Annotated in this window: 21 protein-coding genes; 15 read left to right on the forward strand and 6 right to left on the reverse strand. The window is 42.4% G+C overall.

All coding sequences use genetic code 11. From position 1 onward, the window contains the following. The first annotated feature begins 214 nt into the window (after positions 1 to 214). Positions 215 to 883 carry a 2OG-Fe dioxygenase family protein gene (locus FNW02_RS09590; RefSeq protein WP_191757319.1) on the forward strand — a complete coding sequence of 223 codons (669 nt, stop codon included), beginning with the start codon at positions 215 to 217 and terminating at the stop codon, positions 881 to 883. Between the two features lie 20 nt (positions 884 to 903). On the opposite strand, the gene FNW02_RS09595 is transcribed toward FNW02_RS09590, so the two are convergent. Further along, on the reverse strand, positions 904 to 2,052 hold the full coding sequence (locus FNW02_RS09595) for a DUF711 family protein (protein WP_191757320.1): 1,149 nt from the start codon (positions 2,050 to 2,052) through the stop codon (positions 904 to 906). A gap of 254 nt (positions 2,053 to 2,306) precedes the next feature. Here FNW02_RS09595 and FNW02_RS09600 point away from each other — a divergent pair, with 254 nt between their 5' ends. From FNW02_RS09600 to FNW02_RS09615, 4 genes are all read left to right on the forward strand, one after another. Next, on the forward strand, positions 2,307 to 3,569 hold the full coding sequence (locus FNW02_RS09600; protein ID WP_191757321.1) for a tetratricopeptide repeat protein: 1,263 nt from the start codon (positions 2,307 to 2,309) through the stop codon (positions 3,567 to 3,569). Between the two features lie 174 nt (positions 3,570 to 3,743). Continuing rightward, positions 3,744 to 3,941: a hypothetical protein gene (locus tag FNW02_RS09605; RefSeq protein WP_191757322.1), complete on the forward strand. Its 198-nt coding sequence runs from the start codon at positions 3,744 to 3,746 to the stop codon at positions 3,939 to 3,941. A 229-nt stretch (positions 3,942 to 4,170) separates the two neighbouring features. After that, complete coding sequence (locus FNW02_RS09610) at positions 4,171 to 4,851, forward strand: HEAT repeat domain-containing protein (RefSeq protein ID WP_191757323.1); 681 nt, start codon at positions 4,171 to 4,173, stop codon at positions 4,849 to 4,851. Positions 4,852 to 4,919: 68 nt separating this feature from the next. Then, complete coding sequence (locus tag FNW02_RS09615) at positions 4,920 to 5,477, forward strand: phycobiliprotein lyase (protein ID WP_191757324.1); 558 nt, start codon at positions 4,920 to 4,922, stop codon at positions 5,475 to 5,477. A 158-nt stretch (positions 5,478 to 5,635) separates the two neighbouring features. Here FNW02_RS09615 and modB read toward each other — a convergent pair whose 3' ends face one another. The 3 genes from modB to FNW02_RS09630 all read right to left on the reverse strand — a co-directional run bounded on the left by modB (position 5,636) and on the right by FNW02_RS09630 (position 13,020). Next, positions 5,636 to 7,456: a molybdate ABC transporter permease subunit gene (gene modB, locus FNW02_RS09620; RefSeq protein ID WP_191757325.1), complete on the reverse strand. Its 1,821-nt coding sequence runs from the start codon at positions 7,454 to 7,456 to the stop codon at positions 5,636 to 5,638. A gap of 556 nt (positions 7,457 to 8,012) precedes the next feature. Then, complete coding sequence (locus tag FNW02_RS09625; protein WP_191757326.1) at positions 8,013 to 10,889, reverse strand: PAS domain S-box protein; 2,877 nt, start codon at positions 10,887 to 10,889, stop codon at positions 8,013 to 8,015. 649 nt (positions 10,890 to 11,538) lie between these two features. Then, complete coding sequence (locus FNW02_RS09630) at positions 11,539 to 13,020, reverse strand: site-2 protease family protein (RefSeq protein WP_191757327.1); 1,482 nt, start codon at positions 13,018 to 13,020, stop codon at positions 11,539 to 11,541. Positions 13,021 to 13,213: 193 nt separating this feature from the next. On the opposite strand from FNW02_RS09630, the gene FNW02_RS09635 reads away from it, so the two are divergent. Continuing rightward, positions 13,214 to 13,942 (forward strand): MBL fold metallo-hydrolase, encoded by a 729-nt coding sequence (locus tag FNW02_RS09635; RefSeq protein WP_191757328.1) that lies wholly within the window; start codon positions 13,214 to 13,216, stop codon positions 13,940 to 13,942. Positions 13,943 to 14,039: 97 nt separating this feature from the next. Here FNW02_RS09635 and ctpA read toward each other — a convergent pair whose 3' ends face one another. Continuing rightward, positions 14,040 to 15,284 carry a carboxyl-terminal processing protease CtpA gene (ctpA, locus tag FNW02_RS09640; RefSeq protein WP_191757330.1) on the reverse strand — a complete coding sequence of 415 codons (1,245 nt, stop codon included), beginning with the start codon at positions 15,282 to 15,284 and terminating at the stop codon, positions 14,040 to 14,042. A 539-nt stretch (positions 15,285 to 15,823) separates the two neighbouring features. Between ctpA and petB the strand changes: the two genes are divergently transcribed. From petB to FNW02_RS09670, 6 genes are all read left to right on the forward strand, one after another. After that, complete coding sequence (petB, locus tag FNW02_RS09645) at positions 15,824 to 16,471, forward strand: cytochrome b6 (RefSeq protein ID WP_162397445.1); 648 nt, start codon at positions 15,824 to 15,826, stop codon at positions 16,469 to 16,471. A gap of 218 nt (positions 16,472 to 16,689) precedes the next feature. Next, entirely contained in the window at positions 16,690 to 17,172 is a 483-nt protein-coding gene (petD, locus tag FNW02_RS09650) for a cytochrome b6-f complex subunit IV (RefSeq protein ID WP_162397444.1), read from the forward strand. A gap of 210 nt (positions 17,173 to 17,382) precedes the next feature. After that, entirely contained in the window at positions 17,383 to 17,823 is a 441-nt protein-coding gene (locus tag FNW02_RS09655) for an ATP-binding protein (protein ID WP_162397443.1), read from the forward strand. Positions 17,824 to 18,139: 316 nt separating this feature from the next. Then, positions 18,140 to 19,129, forward strand: coding sequence for a GDP-mannose 4,6-dehydratase (locus FNW02_RS09660; protein ID WP_191757331.1), 990 nt, complete (start codon positions 18,140 to 18,142; stop codon positions 19,127 to 19,129). Positions 19,130 to 19,139: 10 nt separating this feature from the next. Further along, positions 19,140 to 20,315 carry a glycosyltransferase gene (locus FNW02_RS09665; protein WP_191757332.1) on the forward strand — a complete coding sequence of 392 codons (1,176 nt, stop codon included), beginning with the start codon at positions 19,140 to 19,142 and terminating at the stop codon, positions 20,313 to 20,315. A 109-nt stretch (positions 20,316 to 20,424) separates the two neighbouring features. Then, the gene (locus tag FNW02_RS09670) at positions 20,425 to 20,796 is read left to right on the forward strand and encodes a hypothetical protein (protein ID WP_191757333.1); all 372 of its coding nucleotides are present in this window, start codon (positions 20,425 to 20,427) and stop codon (positions 20,794 to 20,796) included. A gap of 35 nt (positions 20,797 to 20,831) precedes the next feature. Here the strand turns inward: FNW02_RS09670 and FNW02_RS09675 are convergent, their stop codons facing one another. Then, complete coding sequence (locus FNW02_RS09675) at positions 20,832 to 21,263, reverse strand: hypothetical protein (protein WP_191757334.1); 432 nt, start codon at positions 21,261 to 21,263, stop codon at positions 20,832 to 20,834. A 408-nt stretch (positions 21,264 to 21,671) separates the two neighbouring features. Between FNW02_RS09675 and FNW02_RS09680 the strand changes: the two genes are divergently transcribed. The 3 genes from FNW02_RS09680 to FNW02_RS09690 all read left to right on the forward strand — a co-directional run bounded on the left by FNW02_RS09680 (position 21,672) and on the right by FNW02_RS09690 (position 24,868). Beyond that, positions 21,672 to 22,010 carry a hypothetical protein gene (locus FNW02_RS09680; RefSeq protein WP_191757335.1) on the forward strand — a complete coding sequence of 113 codons (339 nt, stop codon included), beginning with the start codon at positions 21,672 to 21,674 and terminating at the stop codon, positions 22,008 to 22,010. A 59-nt stretch (positions 22,011 to 22,069) separates the two neighbouring features. After that, a complete protein-coding gene (locus FNW02_RS09685) occupies positions 22,070 to 24,244 on the forward strand; it encodes a pentapeptide repeat-containing protein (RefSeq protein WP_191757336.1) in 2,175 nt (724 codons plus the stop codon). Between the two features lie 129 nt (positions 24,245 to 24,373). Continuing rightward, a complete protein-coding gene (locus FNW02_RS09690) occupies positions 24,374 to 24,868 on the forward strand; it encodes a hypothetical protein (protein ID WP_191757337.1) in 495 nt (164 codons plus the stop codon). Positions 24,869 to 25,558: the final 690 nt, after the last annotated feature.

Genomic DNA, 25,558 nt, shown 5'->3' on the forward strand with positions numbered 1-25,558 from the left:
CTGCTATTTAGAAGCTTGCCAAAGTAGAGCTTGTTTGTAGGGTCTTGTGGAAAAGCGCTGTAATTACATTTGAAATGTCTTTCTAATATCACAATTTGTCACTTTCTGTAGTCGTTTTTACGACATTTTAATAAAAAGTAGCATATACTTAATGGTATAAGCCTCCCATAAAGAAGAGTTCGGGAGGATTTAAACATGCAAGGAGGTAAATCCTATGCAAAAAGTATGGGGATTAACGGAATTAGAATATGCCTTTCTATTTACCCTGAGAAAAGTAAACTCAATCAATCTAGAAGGTTTTAAGCAATTTTTTAACGAACTACCTGTTGACCCTTATATCAAAGGTAACTATCGTTTGAGAAGATTATCTAGGTTTATAGTTTCTAGAGATAATTTAATCAAGCTACCTCATGGCTACCTCTTCCAAAGCAAAGCATATAATCCATTATTGGGTGATGTAAAAAGAGAGTTTGCAGAATTAGATGATGCACTCATAGAACTTGATATCTTTAAGAATCTCGTTTTAGCATTTAGTGATTCCTGTAAACTCCATCCTGAAGCTGAAATCGGAGTTCATCAAATTAGAACTATCTGTTCACCCGATAATTTAGGTAATCCTGCACCTGAAGGTATCCATCAAGACGGCACTGATTTTATTGCTATTTTCTCCGTTGATAGAGATAATATTCAAGGTGGAGAAACACATTTATACACTGCTAAAAAAGAAAAGCCTGTGTTTAGTAAAATTCTAAATCCAGGTGAACTATTATTAGTCAACGATCATGACTTTTTCCACTTCACTACTCCTATAAAACCACTCACGGATGCTCAGGGAACGAGAGACGTTTTTGTTCTCACTTCACCTAGTTTACTTTCGGAATAAGAATTCTAAAACTTGCTTTTCTAGTCAACAGTAAATATTTTACAATCTACAAGATATGGGGAATTGAACGCAGTCATTTCCCCAGCTTTTTTATCTGGTATTGGAAATAATCTTGCGGATAGTGGCTTATCTAGCTTAATGGCTAAAGTTGCCATATCAATTAATAACGCTGTAATCTTTTCTGTTGTGATATCACCCGGAATTGGAACTGTATCCAGTCCACAGCCACAAACTGCCGAATACAATAATAAATTAGTAATATTATAGGTCTGCTCGTTAGCTCTTGCAGCCAAACCGACATCTTCACAAACTGGAAGCATAAGACCAGAGTAGCCACAGATTTTTATTGATATACTTTTCAAAGCACGAGTTAGCATACCAGAAATTGCTAATGTTCCTTGATGTCCAAACTTGCCATTCATTAGTACTTCATAAGCAACAGCAATACTATTTTGTTTATCTAATGATGGTGTCAGAGATGTATCAATACCTCTATATACAATATCAAATTTATCAGAGATGTTTTCAGCGATCGCAGCAATCTTTTTTAATTCAACTTCCAGTAGGGATTGCAGATTTGTTTCTGCCACTTGTATATTATTAGCTTGTGTAAAAGCTTGCATTACCAAACTACCTAATTCTAAACCTATAGCAAAAGATGTATTTCCTACATGGTAGGAAGTAGGAAAAAAGGGGATGCCTGGCTGGCAGTTTGCCCATACGCAGAAGCGGAAATTGCCATAGCCGTTTTCAGTTTCTTGAGAAATACGTTTAATTGCTTTTGCAGATTCCCAAGCATTTTCAAAGTTTATACCAGTCTGGCGATCGCCAATTTTACTTGAGGAATAAATAATCGATGTACTTTTGTTAAAATCTGGAATTATAGATATAGTTTCGGGTTGGCTTGCATAACCAATATTAAAAAAGCTGATGTTAAGATTTTGACAAATTTGTTCTAGATTTTGAATTTTACTGATACTTTCAACTGTTGATAATCCTTGTAAATATTCTGCCCAGGCATTAGTAGATATTCTAGTGGTTTGTACTTCGTAACCTTGTTGCTCAAAAAATGTCTTTGCTTGCTGATTAAATTCAGTTGCTTGCTTAATTTTTTTTATCTCATTTGGAGATTTAAGTGATATACCTGTCGTAATAGTTCTAATTTTCATGAGTACGAAGTATTATTAAGAGAACAAAAGTTTATATATTCTTGTTTTAGCGTAGGTTTAGACTAAATCTAACTCCAAACTTTGGAAGTGTATAATATTCCATTGGGTATATACTATTTATAAAAAATTACGGTAACATATTGGTTTTGTTTTACCGAAAATAGAAAGTGAATCAAAGTCACGCTGAATACTTCAAATATTAAGGGCGAATGCCTTCTGAAATTAAACTAACTGATTAAACCCAAAAAAATGCTATGAATGACGATTTTTACGATAAAGGATTAGAAAAAGCCAAACAAAAAGACTATGCTGGTGCGATTGAGGAATTTAATCACGCTTTGCAACTAACACCTTACTTTGCTGAAGCTTACTTTCAGCGAGGTTTGGCATATTATGACTTAGGCGCAATTCTCCAAGCTGTTTCAGATTACACCGAAGCTATAAATCTCAATCCTGAGAGTGTCGAAGCATATTATTGTCGGGGATTGGCAAGGGTAGCGCTGAAAAATCTGCCAGGAGCACTAGAAGATGTTGAACGCGCTATTCGTCTGAATTTAAATTATGCAGCTGCTTATAGCCTGCGGGGAATTGTGCGGCGCAAACAGGGGTATATTCAAGATGCGATCGCTAATTTTAAAAAAGCAGCACAATTATATTTAGAGCAACAGGATAAAGAAAATTGTCGCCTCTGTCTAGAACAGATTAAAAAGCTACAACCACCAGAAAAACTAGCTGTTCAATCAATTAAAAATACACCGATTTTATCTACAAACGATTATTTCACCCAATTATTAGAAAAAGCTGAAAAGGGAGATACGCGAGAGGCGATCGCTGATTTAAACTGGGTGTTACAAGCAGATTCGCAAGATGCCCAAGCTTACTGCTGTCGTGGGGTTGTGCGTTGTAAAATCGGGAATTATCGAGAAGCGATCGCAGATTTTAATCAAGCACTAAAACTGAATTTTCAAGAAGCAATAGTTTATCGCAACCGAGGTAAAGCACGTTATTTATTAGGTGATCATCAAGGAGCGATCGCAGATTTTAACCAAGCACTCCAGATGCAACCGCAGGATGTCCTAGTGTATGTTGCTAGAGGTAATGTCTATCGGGCAATGGGCAATTATCTGAGTGCAATTCAAGATTACAGCCAAGTGTTACAAATTAATCCCAATGATGCCCAAGCTTACTATAATCGCGGCATTGCCTATACTTTATTAGAAGAAATGCAAAACGCTATAGAAGATTATCAGCGAGCAGCAAGTATTTTTTGTGAACAAGAAGATTGGGAAAATTACCAACAAGTTTTAACTAGTCTCGAAAAAATTCAGAAATTCAGTCCTGAATCCAGAAAGCAAAAAGATAACCTGCTACGTCAGCGACTTTTGCGATTAGTTGGGGGATATTGGGAAATCGCTCAAAGATTCATTGAGCAAAAACAAGATTACTATCCTGGAATGTCAGAAGAGTGGTATATACAAAAAGTGATCGATGATTTGGAACGCGATCGCGGTAGATAGAATAATTGAAAATCGTTAAGTTACATACCAGCATTAATAACTTGGTTAACAGTCAGTTTCAATTCAGGAAACTTCGGAATTTCAATCACTTGTTCTCCCCTGTAGATAGACAAATTCAGGACTTACGCACTGAAGGCTGAAACCTAGATCCCCCCTAGCCCACGCCAGTCGCTCATGGGGAGCCACCCCCTTGCGGAGGTTCCCGACGCTCGTTCGCGCAGCGTGTCGCAGACAAGACTCGCTCTAAGCGAAGCCATGCCGTTGGCGATCGCGCAGCGTGTCGCAGACAAGCCTCTCGAAGAGAAGGCTTTACGCTGCGCTATCCGTTGTGGGGAGTGGCGTGGAAACCCCCTTGGCGCAGCCTCAAAGTAGAGAAGACCGCGCTGGCTCCCTTCAAAAGGGGGGAATTTATAAAGCCCCCTTTTTAAGGGGGTTGAGGGATCTGAGTGTGTAAGTTCTGAAATTAGCTTCATTACTCAACTTCTGTCATTCATAATCAAGCCATCCCGTAAAGTAGGCAAAATGCTACTTCAGTATGGCGACAGCTTGAAGGGCGAATCAGGTAAATTAAAGATAAGTAAAGAAACGCTAATTTAACTAAATGACCGCTCTAACCTTACAGGAAATCTCTGCTCAGTTAGAAAGTCCGAATTTGCGCGATCGCATGGTAGCCCTTGCCAATCTGCGTCACGTTTCCCCTGAAGACGCAGTACCTTTGATTAAAAAGGTATTGGATGATGAATCTCTGCAATTACGCTCTATGGCAATATTTGCTTTGGGAATCAAGCCTACGGAAGAATCTTATCCACTTTTAGTGAGAATACTAGAAACCGACCCAGATTATGGTATTCGTGCTGATGCCGCTGGTGCTTTAGGATATTTGGGCGATGTCAGAGCCTTTGAGGTGCTTTCACGAGCGTTTTATGAAGATACTGATTGGTTAGTACGCTTTAGTGCAGCCGTTTCTCTAGGTAATATTAAAGACCCCCGCGCCCACGAAATCCTCATTAAGGCGTTGGATAGCGAAGAAGTAGTCTTGCAACAAGCTGCAATCTCCGCTTTAGGAGAAATTAAAGACATCGATTCTGTAGATCAAATCCTGCGCTTTGCTCAATCAGATGATTGGTTAGTAAGGCAGCGTCTTGCAGAAGCTTTGGGTCATCTTCCTACTCCCAAGAGTATCTCTGCTTTAAAATACTTAGAAAAAGACAATCACAACCACGTTGCTGAAGCAGCAAGGTTTTCTCTTAAGAAACTTGAGGAAACAGGCAATCAAGCTTAATATCTGCTCCTACTACCTTTTAATAATAAGTGGGGTTTTTCGCATTTTGATGCAGGGTAATTTCATTCATGAATATTGAAGAATTTTTTGAGTTGAGTGCAGGTAAATGGTTTTCCCATCGTACTAGTCACCATTTGGCTGATAAGCAATTTGAACATGGCAAGTCAGACATCATCATTGAGACGCTAGCAACAGATCATCCAGAGGTGATCAAGCTGTGTCAACTGTACGAAATTGCTCCTGATTCAGCTTCTTGTGGCGCTAGAGTTACTTGGAACAGCACGGAGCCAGAAAAATCCAATGGTTCTACTGTGTTGGTTTCAGTACCCGATGCAGATAATCCCGCAGAAGGCAAGTTACTGCGGCAAATGAATCATACCGAGAAAGCTCCAGTAGCCAGACGCTATAAAATAGACAGTGATGATGCTTTGACCTTAACTACAGAGTATGAAACCATGTGGTCTGAGGAACGCCTGTGGTTTGCTAGTCCTAATTTGCGAATGCGGGCTAGTGTATTAAAGCATTCTGACGGCTTTAGTATAGCTTCTTTCACTTCTGAGATTCGTATGGGTGGTTCTCCACCAGCCGCCAAAGCTTCCGAAACAGCTAATTCAGCATTGAGTTAGTGTTGCTATTTAATAAACCCCCCGTTTCTGGGGGGAATCAAGCTTAATATTTTTTATTGATACAGCGTTTACTAATCTGCTGAGGTAAGAATTTATCTGTCTTGACAGCGATCGCAGCTTTTAAAATCGATGCTAAAATTCGATGTCACTTTCTCAAATTAATCCATCAACATTAACCGCAGCGGATCTAAACGCACATACCAAGGGAAAGATTGGTCTTTGATAGTTGCCCATTTTTCCTTAAAAACTTCTGCTTGCAGATGGTAATCCTGAAGATTATGAGCGGGAGAATGCAGCTTTAAAAATAACGTCATTCGGTGGGGCGTTTCACTTGTGCGTACTACCCAGCAAGGAAAAGTATTTTCACAGGATGAATCTCCGGTAAATGTGATTTGATGAGCGCGAATGCCGACATGGGATACTTCGCTTTTAATCGGTTCAATAACTTGGAGGCTACAACCCCAGTCAACTGCTTCTACTTGTTCTGATGATTTGGGAACAGCACGAGAAAAGTTTTTACACCCAGTTAATTGAGCAACACTTACATTAGCAGGATGCTCAAAAATATCATATTTAGAACTATGATGAACTGTTTTCCCATGCTCCAATACCAACAGATTGGAGCAAATTCGGTAAGCTTCTTCCATATTGTGGGTAACAAATAAAGTCACACCTTGATATTCAGCTAGAGTTGCCGTCATTTGCTGTTCTAATTGACTACGCAAGTGGGTATCGAGTGCGGAAAACGGCTCATCTAAAAGCAAGGCTTCTGGTTGACTAGCCAATGCTCTGGCTAAGGCTACCCGTTGCTGTTGGCCCCCAGAAAGTTGGTACGGGAAGCGTGAGCCTAATCCCTGTAACTGCATGGCTATTAGTTGCTGTTCTACCTGTACCCGAATAGCCCCAGCAGATAGTCCCTTGGGTAAGCCAAAAGCGATATTTTGCGCCACAGTCAAATGTGGGAACAAAGCATAATTCTGCACTAAAAAACCGACGCGGCGATCGCGGCTTGGCAAATTAATTCCTTTTTCCGAGTCAAATAATACTCTGCCATTCAAGACTATGCGCCCTCTAGTCGGTGTTTCTATCCCCGCAATACACCGCAAAATCATACTTTTACCTGCTCCAGAGCCTCCCAATAATCCTAAAGGTTGCTCATTAGTATTAAAAAACACCTGGAGATGAAAACTCGGCAATCGTTTCTCAATGTCTACAAATAATCCAGTTGCAGAGGAATTATAAGTCCTAAGTCCTAACTGAGTTATTCTCTCCCTGCTCCTCTGCTCCCCTGCTCCCCCTTCTCCCCTGCTCCCCCTGCTGCTCTCCCTAAATTCCTGCCAAAGATTGACTGCAATAATACCAGATAGAGAAATTACCATAATAGCGATCGCCCAAAACCAGGCTTCGTTCATTGCTCCCGCTTCCACAGCAAAATAAATTGCCATAGGGATTGTCTGAGTTTGTCCAGGAATGTTACCAGCCAACATCAATGTGGCACCGAATTCACCTAGAGCGCGAGCAAAAGCCAGAGTCGTGGCGGCTACAATGCCAGGTAATGCTAAAGGTAAACTAATACGCCAAAAGATTGTGATATCTTTTGCGCCAAGGGTTTTGGCTACCCGTAGTAGATTCCCATCTATCTGTTCAAAAGCTCCCAATGCAGTTTTATACATCAATGGAAAAGCAACAACTGTAGCTGCGATCGCTGCACCGTACCAAGTAAAAACAATGCTAAAGTTCAAAGGCTCCATTAGTTTCCCTACTGGGCCGTTTTTGCCAAAAAATAGCAGTAACAAAAAGCCAACTACTGTGGGGGGTAAAATGAGTGGTGCAATAAACAAACCTTCAATCAAGGATTTACCTTTGCCGCGATATTCCAACATCCAATAGGCAGCAGCAATGCCTAAAAAGAAGGTGATAAATGTTGCCAGTAATGAAGTTTTAAGTGATATCCAGAGGGGTGATAAATCTAGTTGCATAGCTGTGTATAGAAGAATTAGTGTATGCAAACATTTGTTAAAAATAGTTCAAATTAACTCAATCAAAATTTCTCTTTTATCAACTCTTAGCTAGCGTCAAACCTTGTCTTTCAAACACAGTTTTAGCTCCATTGCCAGATAGAAATTGCACAAAATATTTACTTATCAAAGCAAAGATGCGTTGATTATTCATTTTCAGTATCTCAAGCCTTTTTCTCAGTTATTTTATATTTTACCAACTTTATACATACTAAATTGGTAATAAATAAATATGAAAATCTTAAAAGCAGAGCATTAGCGCATTAGCTTATAAAAAGGCGTCGGGAAAACCCATTCTTTCTGGGGATGGGATGAAAGACGCCTTTTTAGGCCGTTGACTGTTGACTGTCAACAGTCAACAGTCTTTCGTGTTATCCCATCTCCTTGGCGGGGTGGGATGAGCTTATAAGCATTTTTGAATAAGCTTTTCAGTATCTTAGATAGAATACTACCAAAATAATTGGTAAATAGTAGCAATTACTACAATAAAATTCTTGTAAAAATTAGTGCATAGATTTTACTTAATAATGCTCACAATGGCTGCAATTAATGCATCTGGCTCTATCGGCTTAGGAAGGTGTATCTGAAATCCTGCTGCGATCGCCCTTTGCTTATTTATTTCTCCAGCGTAGGCACTCAAGGCAATTGCTGGAATGTTTCCGCCTTGATCTGATGTTAAGCTTCGCACTCGCCGCATTAGCATGTACCCATCCATCTCTGCCATGCCAATGTCGCTTACTAATACGCTTGGCTGATACTGAGTTAAAGCACTCAGTGCTTCTGCTGCCGAAGCCACGGCAATTACATTTGCTTTTTCCTGCTCTAGTATAAAACTGATATACTCCCGCATATCAGCCATATCATCCACTACTAAAACCGTAATGCCGTGCAAATCTGGAGAGAGTTGAGATTCCTTGATTTGTTGATGTATTCTTAGTTGTTGTTGCATCAGTGGAAGTTTAACAGTGAAGGTGGCTCCCTGTCCTTCTCCAAGACTTTCTGCCTGAACTGTACCGCCGTGCAATTCGACGATTTGGCGGACGATCGCTAATCCCAATCCTAATCCACCAAACTTTCGAGTTGTAGCACTATCTGCTTGTCGGAAGTACTCAAACACATAAGGAAGAAAGTTAGGATGGATACCTTTGCCTGTGTCGCTGACTACAATTTGAGCATGACAATCAACGCGCTCTAATCGCACCTCTACTTTTCCTGCTTGAGGTGTGAACTTGACAGCATTCGAGACAAGATTCCAGAGCACCTGCTGTAAGCGACCTGCATCGCCTAATACTTGGTCAATATTCGGTTCTAGCACCGTTTGAATTTGAATGGATTTGGCTTCCGCCGCCAGTCGCACAGTCTCCAATGCGGCTGTAATAGTCACAGCAAGATTGACTGGAGCGACATTCAAGCTGAGCTTGCCCTGTAAAATACGAGAAACGTCAAGCAGGTCTTCAATTAGTTGCACCTGGAGTCTAGCATTCCGCTCGATTGTCTCCAGTGCATAGGCTGTTTTCCGCTCATCTAGCTTGCGAGATTGCAACAGCTTTGACCATCCCAAAATAGGATTAAGGGGGGTGCGGAGTTCATGGGACAGCACAGCCAAAAACTCATCTTTGACTCGATTTGCTGCCTCAGCTGTCTCTCGTGCAGCTTGTTCCCGTGCCAATAGTTTTTCGCGCTCTGCCTCCGCGCATTTGCGTTCGGTAATATCACGCGCAACACAATAGAGCAGCTTTTGCTCTAAGAAAGGGGCAACACTCCACAAAATCCAACGGTAGGAGCCATCTCGACAGCGGTAACGGTTTTCAAACCCACTAGTCTGGATACCTTGGGCTAGCTTTTGTGCTTCCACCTGTGTCGCAGCCTGATCGTCTGGATGAACAAACTCAATGTAAGGCTGTGTGGTTAACTCTTCTAAGGTATAGCCGAGCGTTTTTGTCCAAGCCGAGCTAGCTTGAAGAAAGTATCCATCCATATTGCTGATTGCCAGCATATCGCGAGAGAGTTGAAAGAAGCGATCGCGGTCTTCTTCGGCTTTCCTGCGCTTGGTAACATCTGCGAGTGCGCCGGGAAAAGCGACTGGTCTGCCAGCAGTATCATATTCGGCACGTCCTCGTGCAGTAACCCACCGCTCCTCGCCATCAGCAGTATAGACGCGATACTCAGCCAAATATTCCTCGCTTGTGGCGATCGCCCGGTTAATTGCTGCTAAGACGCGTGGTCGGTCTTCCTCATGCATAGCACGCAAAAATATCTCAATTGGCAATCCCTTTGCCGCACTCTCTGGGTCTACTCCAAATAAGTGAGCAAAGGCTGCATCTGTAGTTACTCGATTTTCGAGAATGTTCCACCGCCAAGTGTAAACTGCTCCAGCCAACAAAGCAGACTCCAACTGCACATGAGCTTCCCGGAGATCTTCTTCTACTTGCTTGCTATTAGTGATTTCGGTAACAAAAATGGTGATTCCGCTTTCTGAAGGGTAGACACGGTTTTCAAACCAGCGTTGCCAAGGAGAATAGAAGTATTCAAACTGGGTAGGAATTTGCTCAACGATAACGCGATGCAACTCAGTGTAAAACTGGCTATTTACCATTTCCGGGAACAAATCCCAAATACTTTGTCCGATTAGTTCTTCCCTAGATCTGCCAGTCACTTCCACCACACGATCATTAATATAGGTGTAGCGCCACTCACGATCAAGTCTAAAAAATTGGTCGCTAAGGCTCATCAACACGCTATCCAAGCTTGCTTTGGCAGCTTGCGCCTCCATTCGCAGTTCTTGCTCATACCGCATTGTTTGCTGAAGCTGTTGATTCGCTTGCTTTAATTCTTGGGCACGCAGATAAATCTCTGCCTCCATTTGCTCAGCCCGACTCCACAACGCCAGATTTTCTAAATGTTGTTCGTTGCGCTGCTGTCGAAACTGCATAAATTCAGTCACGTCCTGAACCTGGTGAATAATGTGAGCAACCTCTTGGTTTTCTGTCAACACAGGCGAATTGACCGGACTCCAGTAGCGTTCTTCAAAACCACCTCCTTTAGACTCTGGACGGGGAATATCATATTTCTGAACTGCCATCACATCGCTGGCTCGGTTCTGGATTACTGCCTTCAAGGAAGTTTGTAGGTTGTGGACTCCACTCGCTGTAGGATCATTGGGGTTGTCAGGAAACACTTCAAAAATGCCACGATCCAAAATTTCTTCTCGTTGGGTCATTGTTGCCTGCAAGTAAGCGTTGCTGACTGCGATGATCGTAAACTTGGGTGAGTCGGCTGCCAGCACGAGATACAAGCCGGGAACTGCCTCAAACAAAGCACGAAAATCAATTGATCCAGCACAAGTATGCTGCTTTGATACAGTTATAGATGGATCGTGATGCTCAGAACTCATAAATCTAGAAGGCTGAACCAGCAGTGACCATAAACCTGAAATTTTGTTACATCCAATTTGCAGCTATGACGCAATGGAAGATCAGTAGTGAAGGATAGCAGAATCATTAGTACTAGGTTGAATTAGCTTGCACAAACGGTTTGGTTACTCCGTAGTCATGCCAGTTCAGCTTCAGTTTGTTGCAATCGATGCAGCAAAGTTTGAAAGGCTGAAGTTTTATGCACAATAATTGCAGCTTTGCCATTCACCTTTATAATTAACGGCGTTTAACATTCAGTGAGCGTTCAGATATTAATTGAAATCATATTGACTTTAGCAGTTAATTTAGATCGAATTTAACACTTAATCATGCTAAAAAATCGTTATATTATTTGTGCGCTATTTGAGCTAATTGTTATTATTAATTTACAACTTAATTGTGCATAACGAGTGTGTAACAGTTTTCACTTGAGTGAGGTACACAAAGAAGTAATTCGCCACAGATTATAGATGCGTAGAGGCTACTCTTCTCCTGACAAAGACGCTACGCGTAGTTTGAAGAAAGTCTGGCGGCGAACCCGCAAGGTACACAGATTAATTTACACCTCAAAATATTAGGAAACACTATATCTGTTCCAGATGCACTAAATTCTCTTAATACTGTCACAATTTAAATTTGCAAAAAGTTAGCGATCGCCTGCGGTAGCGGCAATACAATCAACACTAACAAAGCCATTGCCAGTAACCCTAAAATGTCACGTCCGTTATCCAATTCAGTAACATCATTCAGCGCAGGTTCATCAATCAACGGTATGAACAATAAGATAATCGCCCACAACAAAAATTCATCTTGGACTAACGAAAGTACTAGTAACAACAAGCGAGAAATTTGACCAATTGCCATTGCAGTTCGTTGCCCAAATATCGCATGCACAATGTGACCCCCATCTAGTTGTCCTACTGGCATCAAATTCAATGCTGTAACAATCAGACCCAAAAAACCTGCTACTGCCAAGGGATGCAAATCAATAGCTGATTTTGAGGTTAACTGACTACCCAAAGCCAACTTTGAGAGCAACGCTAGTAAAATTGAATATCTGGGATTGAGAGCATCAAAGTTTAATAGACCTGTTTTTTCAGTGAGAGGAACCATTTCTGAATTAGCCAAGCCCCATATTAATAATGGCAAAGTTGCAATAAAGCCTGCAATTGGGCCAGCAATACTAATGTCAAATAAAGCTTTACGGTTGGGAATCGGACTACGCATCTGAATAAATGCGCCAAAAGTTCCCAAGAAAAAAGGCATGGGGATAAAGTAAGGTAGCGTCGAGCGAATTTTGTAGAATCTTGCTGTTAAATAGTGACCAAGTTCATGGATGCCCAAAATAGTCATTAGTCCTAAAGCATAGGGCAATCCCTTCAAAAGAACAGTTGGGTCAGATTCCAGCACCGTCGGCTCAACACCAGCAATTTTCGCTCCCACCAAAGTAGTAGTAACCAAAGTAGCTGCTAGCAGCAAAAGTGCTAATCCTGGTCGAGTTAACTTTTCCTGTTTGCTTTGTAAATTTACTTCTTTAGCAGCTTGAGTGTTAGGAACCAGCACAAAGAAGGGTTTACCATTCAAACCCTCTTGAAAGATTAGTAAGAAGCGATCGCCAAATTGTGCTTCAATATTTGCTTTAATCTGCTGGTAAGCATTGTTTGGTGTAGTTCGTAACTGGCCTCGGCAGACTACTGCTTGAGGTCGATACTCAATGTTTTGGACGTAGTATGTAGACCAGGGAAAACAATTTCGCAGCTGAGTTTCTTCTGTTGGCTCAATGGGACGCACTGGTGCTGATTCTGCTACAGGATTGGTCGCCGACTGTGATTCCGGGGCTTGGGCTTGGGTCTGTGTGTCCCTTGGTGCTTGACGCCCCCATTGAAACAACAGCCAGTATAACAGCAGGCACACAACTGACGGCCAAATAAGCAGCGATGGTGGCGGTGGTTGTTTTGCCCCATACATCAGCGTCCATCCGCTCAATACAAATGCGGGTGTCATTAACACCAGCCATAACAACCACACTGGCGTTCGGGTGATGCGAGCAACGCTGCGCTGCACCATTAAATAAGTAGCTAGCCCCAGTAAGAGGAGAAACCAAAATGCCATGTTATCTTCAGTAATTTTGACAGAATATCATTCCTGTATTATGAGTACCACAGTACTAATTACAAGGCAGACTTCAAACTCCGATCTTTTCAACAACAGTTAATAGTGCTAGTTATTTCTCAAGTTGCAATTCTTCAGAATTTCCACACTTTAACCTGATTATCCACAACTCCTCAATTTCGGCTTTTTTCTCATGTGCCCCTTACCTCAACAGCCAAGTCATACAGCTAAGCCACCACGGGCTGTGTTTTCTCACGAAGTTCAAACATCCTCTAATGAAAACTTCGCGCCAGAGAGCATATTTGCCTTTCCACCCAATCGGGACACGTTAGGGGGAACCTCTTACTTTATTGTAAGAAATGAAGGCAATATCCTCATAGATTGCCCTGCCTTAGAGCAAATAAATCAGGATTTTTTGCGATCGCATGGAGGTGTACGTTGGTTATTCCTCACCCATCGAGGTGCTATTGGCAAAACAGCAGAAATTCAACAAACCTTTGAGAGCGAGATTCTCATCCAAGAGCAAGAAGCTTACTTATTACCAGGCTTAACCGTAACTACCTTTAGTCAAGAATTCACTATCGATTCAACAATACAAGTGATTTGGACGCCAGGTCATACTCCTGGCTCATCTTGCCTTTACTACAGTAACCTGGGAGGTGTGCTGTTTTCTGGACGCCATTTAGTCCCCAATCAGCAGGGCGAACCAGTACCATTGCGATCGGCAAAAACCTTTCACTGGCCCCGACAAATTAAGAGCCTTCAGTTACTCTTAGAGCGCTTTACACTAGAAACTCTTCAGTACATTTGTCCCGGTGCTAATACGGGTTTTCTTAGAGGCAAACGTGTGATAGCTCAAGCCTATCAACGCCTTGCCTCCCTGGATTTACAAGCTTTGCTTCAGTCACAAGCTCTGCTTTAAAGAAAGTGGGACTGGGGACTGGGGCCTGGGGACTGGGGAGCATGGAAAGAATAAATAATTCCTATCTCCTATCTCCTGTCTCCTGACAAATGCCCAATCACACCTTTCCCGCGACTACCGAGTCTTTGCCCAAAAGTTCCACCGCTGCTTGATATTGCAGATCAGCTTGAGTGCCAATCTTTTCACGGTTAATCGGCTCTTGGGAAACTACTTTGTCTGGCTTAATACCTAGTTTGTTAATATCTCGGTGCTTAGGGGTTTCGTACTTAGCAATTGTCACTGCCAAGCCTGAACCATCTGATAATTCAAATAAAGATTGAATTAAGCCTTTACCAAAGGTGGTTTCGCCTACCAGTTGAGCACGACCATTATCTTGTAGTGCGCCGGCCAGAATTTCGCTAGCACTGGCAGTTCCTTGATTCACCAAAATCACTAGAGGATCTTCTGTCAGCGGTGGGCCAAAGGCTTCAAAACTTCCTTGAATGCCTTGCCGATTAACGGTGTAGACTATAGTCCCAGAATCTAACCATAGACGAGCAATTTCAATTCCTGATTGTAATAGACCTCCAGGATTATTTCGTAAATCCAAAACGTAGGCAGCAGCGCCTTTTTTTTCTAGACTAGAAATAGTGTGTGCCAATTCCATTGAGGCGTTGGCATTGAATTGAGTGAGGCGAATGTAGCCAATGGGTGTACCTTCTGGGGAAACACGTAATTCTGACACCACAGGGTTAAGAGCAATGCGATCGCGCGTAACTCTAATTTCTGTTTCTCCCTCCCCGTCTCGTTCGATTAAGAGAGTCACAAGACTGCCAATTGGCCCGCGCATCCTGGTTGCAGCTTCATCGAGAGTTAAATTTTCAGTAGAAGTACCTTCAATTTTGAGGATGCGATCGCGTGATCTAATCCCGGCTTTATCTGCTGGGGAACCTTCTATAGGAGCCACTACTTCCAACTTACCAGTATCGGGATTCAAAGCAATTTGCAACCCCACCCCCGTCAGTTCTCCAGAAGTATTTACTTGCAAACTGCGGTACTGCTCTGGGTCTAAAAAGCGGGTAAATGGATCGTTGAGACTCTTGAGCATATTCTGAATTGCTCCATAAGCTGCTCGATTGTCTTGCAGCGGCTTCTCTAGAGCTTTTTGCCTGACTGCTGCCCAGTTTTGATGATTAAATGTCTCATCTAGATAAGTGCGATTGACAATTCGCCAAACTTCTGAAACAAGTTTTTGTTCCCCCGTTAAAGCCACTGCTGGTTGAACAAGTGTGCCCAGCACCAACCAAATCGTCACTAACAATGAAAATCCTAACCGAAAAACCTTTGTGTGCATGAACCCCATTTTAACTTCCACCTCAACCCAAATTGCCTAGAACTGCCCAGTTAGCTTGTTGTTTATGAAATCTATCTCTCGACTATGTTACTTTTTTTATAGAAGTGGTGCATTGCTCTCATCAAGTTGTTTCCTCAACTGATGCCAGTACATCCCACTCACCAGACGATAAAATCTACTTTGTTACCACCATTTTTGGTGCTAGGTTGCAAAGAGATAGCAATATATTCGATGTTTACAGAGTGTTAAGTTCCTTAGAACTTTAACCGCTCTGAAAGCTGACAACCAAACGAACAAATGCCTCTTTGCTAAAATCCCAAAATTGCTAATTGGGAGAGAAGTCTGAGCGGAGCGAAAAGCTAGATGATCGTCCGAGAACTCTGAGTGCCGGATAGAGGCGAACAGAAGTTTAGTGTCCGATCTGGACTTTTCAATCTGGGGTTTGCGATCATTGGAACTTCTTCTATGGTCGATGCTAGGCGAATGATCGCCGATTCAGAACTTCGGAATTTATCAACCGCAACCGCTTTTTAGGAACTTGAGATTGTATGGCCAACGTTTATGACTGGTTCGAGGAACGTTTAGAGATTGAGGCGATCGCTGAAGACGTTACTAGTAAGTATGTCCCTCCCCACGTCAATATCTTCTACTGCTTGGGTGGAATTACCCTAACTTGCTTTTTGATCCAGTTTGCTACTGGATTTGCGATGACATTTTACTACAAGCCAACTGTAGCCGAAGCTTACTCCTCAGTGGAGTACATCATGAATGAAGTCAACTTCGGTTGGCTAATTCGCTCCATTCACCGCTGGTCTGCCAGCATGATGGTGCTGATGATGATTTTGCACACCTTCCGAGTTTACCTAACCGGTGGTTTCAAAAAGCCCCGTGAATTGACTTGGATAAGTGGTGTTATCCTGGCTGTAATCACCGTTTCCTTTGGCGTCACCGGCTATTCCCTGCCTTGGGATCAAGTAGGCTACTGGGCTGTGAAAATCGTCAGCGGCGTACCAGAAGCAATTCCCGTTGTCGGCGTTCTCATCTCTGACCTGCTGCGCGGTGGTTCAAGTGTTGGTCAAGCAACCCTGACTCGCTACTACAGCGCCCACACCTTTGTATTGCCTTGGTTGATTGCAGTCTTCATGCTGTTTCACTTCTTAATGATTCGCAAGCAAGGTATTTCCGGCCCTTTGTAATCTTAGCTATCAGCGAAAGGCAACAAATATCAGTTCCCAGATGGAGTTGTTTGTTCTAAACTTATGAAAAATAAGAATTTAGTGACAGATAAGTTACACAAAGACGAACACTTGCATCTTAAACTGAAAGCTGTAAAAGCCCTGGGGCGGCTTGCCTAATAGCCAATAGCTTTCACAAATGCTTTAACCTTAATTTAAGCAGGAGAGCACATTTAAATATGGCAACACAGAAAAAACCTGACCTTAGCGATCCGAAGTTAAGAGCTAAACTCGCTCAAGGTATGGGTCACAACTACTACGGTGAACCAGCTTGGCCCAATGACTTACTTTACGTGTTTCCAATAGTGATCATGGGTTCCTTCGCTGCGATCGTGGCTCTAGCTGTGCTAGATCCTGCTATGACAGGTGAACCAGCAAATCCTTTCGCCACCCCATTAGAAATTCTGCCAGAGTGGTACTTGTATCCGGTTTTCCAAATTTTGCGATCGCTTCCTAACAAACTCTTAGGAGTGTTAGCAATGGCGTCCGTACCTCTGGGGCTGATCCTCATTCCCTTTATTGAGAATGTTAATAAGTTCCAGAACCCCTTCCGTCGTCCAGTTGCGACCACGGTGTTCCTATTTGGTACTCTTGTTACCCTGTGGCTAGGTATTGGTGCAGCCCTCCCATTAGATAAATCTTTGACCTTGGGACTGTTCTAAATTAGTCACCACAACGTGCTTTGACGCCTGTAAGTTTCAAGAGCATATGCAGATGTGCTTTTGAGAAAAATCAACAGGCGTCAATTTTAATAGTCCAGGTTGCATCTTGGATTTTAAGTTTTGGATGGAAAAGCTATTCCAAAAGCTAAAATCACTAAAAGCTAACAAACACAAACAATTCTCACTTAAACTTAATTCAAGTCACGGTCAATGCTTAGCATAGTGGAGCAAGACCATCTGACGGTAAAGAGCGAACTCAAGCTCCTAAACCAGGTGCAACAATGGTTTGAGCAATTTTGTCTGCAACATTTGTCTCAACTTGGCTGGTCAGAAACCCAACTTTATCGCCTCAACTTAGCATTAGCAGAAGGCTTTACTAACGCTGTTCGTCACGCTCATCATGCTTTACCCCCGGAAACAACCATTGAAATTGACGTTTATCTGTGGATTGATCGGCTAGAGATTAAAATTTGGGATCATGGAAAACCTTTCAATCCTGATGCGATCGCTGAGCCTGCACCAGGTACTCTGCAAGTAGGCGGGTATGGATGGTTTCTCCTAAGACGCCTAGCAGATCGTGTCGTCTACGAACGTGGTGCGGATGGTAGGAATTGTCTGCTCATCGTCAAATACTGTGTAGAAGAACAGTGAACTAATTACCCACACCAAAACGTTAAGCTACGGTGTGGGCTTAATTTCTTGTCCAATAATAGTTAATTTATAAAATAGTAGCTGTTAATTATCTTTCCATGAGTCTGACTTTATGTAAATTTACTTAAGTCTCTCATTTCTAATGAGAAAATTAGCGAGACAGTTATGTATAAAAAAGATTAGTGAGTACAGTAAAGTCAGCATTCGAGTTGCAGTAACTCCTTTGTTAGGATTTGTCAGCAGTGTTGGGAGTCCGATTTTTTCTCCAACATGTGCCATCTCGTGCTTAAAAAGACAGAGCGGTAGGGTACAAAAGATGACTAAGACAGCCCTAATTACAGGAATTACTGGTCAAGATGGCTACTATCTTAGCCGTTTGCTCCTCAATGAGGGTTATCGAGTTGTGGGATTGGTATCTCCACATCGACAACCTAATTTAACAAAACTAGGAACTCTAACCAATCAGGTAGAAATTTACACTGTTGATTTGAGAGATAGTACAGCACTGTTAACCGCAGTTGAACAACTCCGTCCTCAAGAAATTTATAATTTGGCGGCTCCCAGTTTCGTACCTGATTCGTGGAACGACCCCTTGGGAACCCTGGATTTAATAACTGGTACAGCTACTAGATTATTGGAAGCTGTACGAAAAATTGGTTTGTCTACGCGATTTTATCAAGCTAGCAGTTCAGAAATGTTTGGGGATGTTTTGCTTTCGCCTCAAGATGAAGAAACTCCCTTTCGCCCTAAAAATCCTTATGCTGCGGCAAAGTTGCATGCTCACTGGACAATGGTGCATCACCGACAGCGCTATGGTCTATTTGCCTGTAGTGGAATTTTGTATAATCACGAGTCTCCTCTACGCCCACCCCAATTTGTTACACGCAAAGTTTCTTTGGCAGCTGCATCAATTAAATTGGGTTTAACTGATACCTTGGAAATGGGTAACTTGGATGCCAAACGTGATTGGGGCTTTGCTGGGGATTATGTCGAAGTAATGTGGCGGATGTTACAGGTAGATGACCCAGACGAATACGTAATTGGTACAGGTAAACTGCATAGTGTTAGAGAGTTGGTTGCCACAGCCTTTGAATCTGTAGGGCTAGACTGGACGCAGCATGTAATTATCAATACAAATTTGTTGCGGACAGATGAACATTTTCAACTGGTAGCCAACCCCTGTAAAGCCAAAAGAAACCTCAACTGGGAACCCCAAGTCAGCTTTGAGCAGCTTTTAGAGAAAATGGTAAAAACCGATTTAGAGCGGCTACAAAGTGGCGCGATCGCACCCTTACCGCGATTTTAAATAGATAAATATGATAACTAGTAAAGTGGCAAAAAACCTAAATCTAAGTAATAAAGTTAACAATCAAGCTAGTCATATTTTCGTCTTCTTAGAAATTTTTGCCCGCGAAGGTGGTATTCAATCTTATGTGAAGGATGTTTTTCGTTCATATTTGGGATTGAGCCAAGCCTACAAAGCAGAAGTGTTTTTACTGCGAGATCGTCCTGACTGCTCAAATCCTTTTGAGTCCCAAAATTTAAAATTTCATTATTTTCAAAATCAGTCCCCCCAGATAGGGAGACTCAAAATGGCTGCGGCTTTGCTCAAGTGTTTATTGCAAAACCGTCCCCAGCGCGTTTTCTGCGGACATATTAACCTAGCAGTACTAATACAAACCCTTTGCCAGCCTTTGGGCATTCCCTACACCGTGCTAACTTATGGCAAGGAAGTTTGGGAACCGCTCAAAAATCAAGAACGTCGTGCTTTATCCTTAGCATCTGAAATTTGGACAATTAGTCGTTACAGTCGCGATCGCACTTGTGCTGCTAATGGTTTAGACCCCAACATTATTCAGATGATACCTTGTGCCATTGATGGGGATAAATTTACTCCTGGTTCTAAGCAGCCAGAATTAGTTGAGAAGTATGCCCTAAAAGATGCCAAGGTGTTAATGACTGTGGCGCGGCTATGGTCAGGGGATATTTACAAAGGTGTAGATGTCACAATTCGAGCTTTACCACAAATCACTCAGGTTTTTCCAGAAGTAAGATACTTGGTAATTGGTCGTGGAGATGACCAACCACGATTAGCCCAGCTAGCAATAGATTTAGGTGTGAGCGATCGCGTTGTTTTCGCAGGTTTTGTTCCCATAGAGCAATTAATTGAACATTACCGCCTTGCTGATGCCTACATTATGCCTTCTCAAGAAGGCTTTGGCATTGTCTATCTGGAGGCGATGGCTTGTCAGGTTCCAGTGTTATCAGGTGATGACGATGGGTCAGCTGACCCCTTGCAGGATGGTAAACTAGGGTGGCGAGTGCCGCACCGCAGCCCAGATGCCGTAGCAGCAGCTTGTATAGAAATTCTCCAAGGGGATGATCAGCGTTGTGATGGTCAGTGGTTGCGAGAGCAGGCGATCGCTTTCTTCGGTATGCATGCTTTCCAAAAGCGGTTGCAGGAGCAGCTTTTGTCAAGAGTTAAGAGTTAAGAGTCAAAAAACTCTTAATTTTGGATTCTTAACCGGAGGTGAAGCGTCTGCGGCTCCGCTCTTTGCTAAACTCGCTATCCTAGAAGGAGAGCAGGACGACATTTAAAAAATGAGCTTTAAGACATTTCAATTGAATCTTTTGAATCTCCGCCCTTGGCTCACCCTACTAGCAGTTGTTTGGTTGCTGGCATCATTGGGCTTGGGTTGGTTAGTTAACTCCTTGCTAATTATTTTTGGGTTGCTGTTATTAGCACCTATTGTTGCATTCTTTGGGTTTCGCTGGTGGCTACAACGCAACTTAGTTGCTGACCAGTGTCCCGTCTGTAAATATGAATTTACAGGTTTAAATAACAGTCAATTGCAGTGTCCTAACTGTGGAGAGCCTCTATTATTACAAAATGGTCGTTTTCGGCGCTTTACACCAGAAGGCACAATTGATGTCACAGCAGTCGAAGTACCAGCAAAATCACTGGAAGATTAGTCATTGGTCATTAGTAAAAAACAAATGACAAAAGACTATTTCTTTTGTTGTGAAATCGAGAGTGTATAGCTATGCTGTTGTTGTGATAACTCACCTACAAATAGTAAATATTTTCCTGGCTGCCAGTAACCAGAAAGTTCTGGTTTGCCTCCAGAGTAATTATCCGCCAATACGCAAAAGCGTCCCCCAGGGCCGTCAATTAACAGTGTTGGCTGTCCCTTACTCTCAACTGTTAATCGCAAGTAAGGCAGTGACTCTGTAACCTGGATAACTTGATTGGGTGCAGCAGTTATATTGCCACAGTTGCTTTTGACAGATCCCCCAGATTGTCCGTTCAAAATTAGTGGATCTGGCTGGAAATTTTGATTAATTTGAATTTGTGGTGTCTGTGCAAAACCAGCTCCAGTGAGAACCAAACTCATCGCCAAAGCTGCGGGAACAAATTTAAATAGCCTAAGCGTCTTCATTTTAATTAATGCTCCCGACTGTTTTTAGAGCAATATTGTGGTATTATGCATGGTCTATTTTTTTAGACGGCGGCTAACGGTCTTTGTTCCGAAAGGTGTCGTATAATTTTTTATTTTGTAACTTAATCACTATATGACTAAATATTCAAAAATGATGCTGTACTCGGTAACTCGAAGAAGTCTCATCTCAATTACTAATCCTTGATCACCTTGGTGTAAATAACTAATCACTAGTAAATTTAGTTGACATCAACTCTTGGAAAGCAACAGGAGAAAAATTATATTTTTCTCTGTATACGAAGGTTTTGCACACACGCACATTAGCTAAAATCACTAAGAAAGCTACCAATAATGAGATTTGGTTGCTCTGTTGTTGAGTAAGTGTCCTAGCTGAAGTAGAAAAAATTTATGAATTCTCAACCTGAAGAAGACTTGCAGCATCGCCTCGAAAAGCTAGAGGCAGAGATTAATACTCCTTCTGAAGTGGTTCCCCAACCACAAGAACAAAAACAGACTGCTCAGTCTGGTGCTAGCTTTAACTTGTATCTAGAGCGATTTCAAAGCTGGTTCAACAGCTTATCTGGGACAAAAAAGTGGATATTTTCTGGTGTAGCAGTGCTAATAGGCTTTGCGATGCTGCAAGCAGTATTCAAACTGGTTGTATCTGTTATTAGTCTGGCACTGTTGGCCGTGTTGGTGTATGTTGGATACAAATTTTTTGTGTCTAATAACTCTCAACGTAAGTAATAGTCTAATTTAACTGCGTCAGTAGCGGCGTAGAAATTAAAGTTAAAGGAAATTATGCGATGGCGACACCAATTGTGAGGAGAAGTAGTAATGAATCTAGTCGCTCAAAAGAACCGGCAAGAGTCAATTCGCTGCCGTTAGCAACTAGGCGTTTTGCGGCTTGGGTAGCAGAAATTACACTGGTAGTTACCAGTGGATTGATTCCCTTTGGCATTGGTGTATATGCCAATTCCAGAAGCGATTTTAACCGAGTGCCACTTAACCCAGTGCTGGTAGTAACGGAAAGAGCGATTGCTAGGCCTTTGGCTTTGCCTGTCAGTTATGGCATCCGTAACGTAGCATGGCCGACTAATTTCCTATGGACGTTAGCCCTGTTAGCACCTGTAACTCTTTCATGGTGGCAATTATATTTACTAGGTAAAACTGGTAGTACAATTCCCAAGCGTTGGTTTGGCGTACGGGTTGTTAACGAGCAAGGGAAGCCACCTGGTTTGGGGGCAGTTGTCATAAGAGAAGGAATTGGTCGTTGGACTGTACCCATGTCCATCGCCTATTTCCTGTGGCGCTATAGCTTTGCCTTTCCTAATCTAGGTCTATTCACATTTTTGGCTGTGTTGATGGTACTAGGAGAAGGGATGGGCTTGCCATCGCGCCGGGGACGTCGTCGCGCACTGCACGATCAACTTGCAGGTACTTACGTTACCGATGCTACTCGTCCTTTGCCACCCAAAAACGAGGATGGCAAAAGCCGAAGTCAGTCTGCCAAAGACAATGAAACCGCTGAATGGCAGGAGGGAAATGAGCAAGTAGCCACCACCTCAATAGCCATGTCTAGTGACACTTCCCCTAGCTTGTGGCGGCGGATACAGCAAAATCCTAATCTTATTTTATTTGGGGTAGCGCTGGTAAGCATGACTGCTGTATTGGCTACTTTAATAGGCACTCAAGTCTACATCCAAACCCAGCAAACCCAGCGGACAACTAAACAAATTAATAGTCAACAGTTTCTCGCACTCGTCAAACAGTTAAGTCCCAACTCTAATGCTACCAATGAGGAGCGTCGGAGTGCAATTTTAGCTATAGGTGGTCTCAATGATCCGCAGGCGATCCAATTTTTAGTAGACCTTCTAGTTAACGAAACCAACCCCACTCTTCTGGATACAACTCAACAAGCTTTAGTAAGTGTCGGTCTAAAAGCTATCCCTGAATTAAAAACCAAGAATCAGTTTTTAGCTGGCGAGATCGAATCTGTGGGTAATAACACTTCTCAAGAGCGGGAATTGAGACAAAAGCGGTTACAAATCAACCAAGGAACAATCAACAAGATTCTCGCTGTTTCCAGTGGTCAAATTAATGGTATCGATCTCAGTCGTACCCAATTAGGTCGTAGCGGCTCCGAAGGAAGTTCCTCTTTCAACCTAGTCCTAGACAATGTTGATTTATCTGGTGTTAAGTTTAAATCTGCAAATCTTAACCAAGCCAGTTTTAAGGGTAGTCGCTTTCGGGGCGTGGGTGAGGATGGACGCTGGGATACTTACGACGATACGATCACTAATTTGAGCCAAGCTCAGTTGAAGCAAGCTAATCTGACTGATGCCAATCTCAGCCGTGTCTTGATGAACGGTAGCGATTTAAGCCGCGCCACTCTCAACAGAGCAAATCTATCCGATGCGCGTTTAGTTGATGCGAACCTCAGTAGTACTCAGCTAGTGGGAGCCGATATGCATCGCGCAGTCTTAGAAAATGCCAGCTTGACTGGAGCTGATTTGGGTGACGCCAAATTAAACGAAGCCAATTTGTACGCTGCTCGTTTAGGTCGTGTGATCGCGATAGGAACAATATTATCTCATGCCAACTTAACCAAAACCGATTGGCAAGGAGCTGATTTATCAGGAGCCTATTTGGATCATGCTAATCTGAGCAATGCTAACTTAAGCGCTACTCGTTTGACTGGTGCTGTCTTGCGCTCTGCTTACATGGAAAACGCCAACTTGCGGAATGCTGACCTGAGTCTTGTAGATTTACAAGGGGCAAACGTAGCAGGAGCAGATTTTCAGGGGACAATTCTCGCTCCTAGCAGACAAGATCCAGCGGATCAATTTGTACAAACTCCAGATACAGGCTCACAGTCTGCTGTAGTACAAGGAGTTGATTTTAGTCAAGCCAAAAATTTAGATGCCAAGCAACTGGCTTACATTTGTACTCAAGGAGGCATTCATCCTCGTTGCCCATAAAATGAGATGGGGAGCAGGAGAGCAGGGGGCAGGGGGAGCGGAGGAGCAGGGGAGCAAGGGAAGAAAATAACTTTTGACCCTTGACTCTTGACAAATGACAAAATCGAAAATGGTGTGAGGAGTAGGGTAATGAAGTATTTTCCTTGTTTGGTTTCAGTTGTGGGAGCTAGCTTGATGTTGAATCTGGCTGTTAGCAATCAAGCAGCACAGGCTCAAGTAGCATACGGGAGTTACGTTGGTATCGGGCCGACTATTGGTATTACTGATGGTATCCAATTGGGGGGGGTTTTAGCAGCCCGCTACAAGCTTCTGGAAGCACCGATTTCTTTCCGTGCTCAAGCTTTGATAGGACAAAATACAGCAATTGTACCAACGGTTTCTTATGACCTCCCCCTTAACTGGCATACTGATGCCTACTTAGGAGCTGGGTTGGTGTTGGCTGGTGGTGGTAACTCTTCTCCTGTGGGCGACAAAATTAGTTTTGCCTTACAGCCGGGAGTTGATTACGTTGTCCCAAATAGTAATACTGTGATTTTTGGCAACGCCATCATTGCTTTTGATGCTTATCGTGATAGCGGTGGTGCAGCTGTTTCCGTACAGGGTGGTGTTGGTTTGAGATTTTAATTAGCAATTGGCAAAGCTCACGAATTTTCCCCAGGTAGGGCTGAGGAACAATTTCTGTATATGTTTCATATTGTTTATGTTAGCGATCGCTCCTCTTGGCTGCAAATCCGAGGGGAGTTTACAAATTAATGTAAGCAAATTCCACACCTACTCTCAAGACCTGGAGAGCGTTGGAGTCAGTTAACTCAGATTTTACTTGAGCCAGCCTGGATCTAGCTGCAATACATATTATTTTTATAGTTTTATCTAGCAATAAACTTCTCACACTAGGTTAAATATTTCTTATTGTTTGGATAAGACTTGCTCATCTTTGATCGGCAAGATTAAAAGTAATGATGAGTAGTAAAAAAAGTATTCCCTTAAGATGTTTTTATTAAACCACAAGCTCCATATTGATAAAATTACTGAATTTTTTTATATATCAATACTTGAGTGCCTGATTATGCGGTAAACATCTTAGCTAAATATGCAGAAAATCTTTAGCTGTAGGGTTTTTAGAATACAGAGGTAAAATAAAAATATATGGATTATATAGATGGCGATCGCTCATTCAAACCCTACCCTTACAGAAATATCCTATTTCTCAAGCGTGTTGCAGTCAGGATGGGAAGATACTAGCATATCTATAGACAGAGAAACCAGCCCTTATATCTAATGTCTAGTAAAAATCTTTAGACTGTTTACTTTAGA

Origin of the sequence: Komarekiella delphini-convector SJRDD-AB1 (assembly GCF_014831675.1) — a bacterium.
In the GTDB taxonomy this organism is placed as follows: domain Bacteria; phylum Cyanobacteriota; class Cyanobacteriia; order Cyanobacteriales; family Nostocaceae; genus Komarekiella.

Bases quoted from the DNA above. Each gene is read 5' to 3' on its own strand.
- FNW02_RS09590 (WP_191757319.1), top strand. From the start codon at position 215: ATGCAAAAAGTATGGGGATTAACGGAATTAGAATATGCCTTTCTATTT.
- FNW02_RS09595 (WP_191757320.1), bottom strand. From the start codon at position 2,052: ATGAAAATTAGAACTATTACGACAGGTATATCACTTAAATCTCCAAAT.
- FNW02_RS09600 (WP_191757321.1), top strand. From the start codon at position 2,307: ATGAATGACGATTTTTACGATAAAGGATTAGAAAAAGCCAAACAAAAA.
- FNW02_RS09605 (WP_191757322.1), top strand. From the start codon at position 3,744: ATGGGGAGCCACCCCCTTGCGGAGGTTCCCGACGCTCGTTCGCGCAGC.
- FNW02_RS09610 (WP_191757323.1), top strand. From the start codon at position 4,171: ATGACCGCTCTAACCTTACAGGAAATCTCTGCTCAGTTAGAAAGTCCG.
- FNW02_RS09615 (WP_191757324.1), top strand. From the start codon at position 4,920: ATGAATATTGAAGAATTTTTTGAGTTGAGTGCAGGTAAATGGTTTTCC.
- modB (WP_191757325.1), bottom strand. From the start codon at position 7,456: ATGCAACTAGATTTATCACCCCTCTGGATATCACTTAAAACTTCATTA.
- FNW02_RS09625 (WP_191757326.1), bottom strand. From the start codon at position 10,889: ATGAGTTCTGAGCATCACGATCCATCTATAACTGTATCAAAGCAGCAT.
- FNW02_RS09630 (WP_191757327.1), bottom strand. From the start codon at position 13,020: ATGGCATTTTGGTTTCTCCTCTTACTGGGGCTAGCTACTTATTTAATG.
- FNW02_RS09635 (WP_191757328.1), top strand. From the start codon at position 13,214: ATGTGCCCCTTACCTCAACAGCCAAGTCATACAGCTAAGCCACCACGG.
- ctpA (WP_191757330.1), bottom strand. From the start codon at position 15,284: ATGGGGTTCATGCACACAAAGGTTTTTCGGTTAGGATTTTCATTGTTA.
- petB (WP_162397445.1), top strand. From the start codon at position 15,824: ATGGCCAACGTTTATGACTGGTTCGAGGAACGTTTAGAGATTGAGGCG.
- petD (WP_162397444.1), top strand. From the start codon at position 16,690: ATGGCAACACAGAAAAAACCTGACCTTAGCGATCCGAAGTTAAGAGCT.
- FNW02_RS09655 (WP_162397443.1), top strand. From the start codon at position 17,383: ATGCTTAGCATAGTGGAGCAAGACCATCTGACGGTAAAGAGCGAACTC.
- FNW02_RS09660 (WP_191757331.1), top strand. From the start codon at position 18,140: ATGACTAAGACAGCCCTAATTACAGGAATTACTGGTCAAGATGGCTAC.
- FNW02_RS09665 (WP_191757332.1), top strand. From the start codon at position 19,140: ATGATAACTAGTAAAGTGGCAAAAAACCTAAATCTAAGTAATAAAGTT.
- FNW02_RS09670 (WP_191757333.1), top strand. From the start codon at position 20,425: ATGAGCTTTAAGACATTTCAATTGAATCTTTTGAATCTCCGCCCTTGG.
- FNW02_RS09675 (WP_191757334.1), bottom strand. From the start codon at position 21,263: ATGAAGACGCTTAGGCTATTTAAATTTGTTCCCGCAGCTTTGGCGATG.
- FNW02_RS09680 (WP_191757335.1), top strand. From the start codon at position 21,672: ATGAATTCTCAACCTGAAGAAGACTTGCAGCATCGCCTCGAAAAGCTA.
- FNW02_RS09685 (WP_191757336.1), top strand. From the start codon at position 22,070: ATGGCGACACCAATTGTGAGGAGAAGTAGTAATGAATCTAGTCGCTCA.
- FNW02_RS09690 (WP_191757337.1), top strand. From the start codon at position 24,374: ATGAAGTATTTTCCTTGTTTGGTTTCAGTTGTGGGAGCTAGCTTGATG.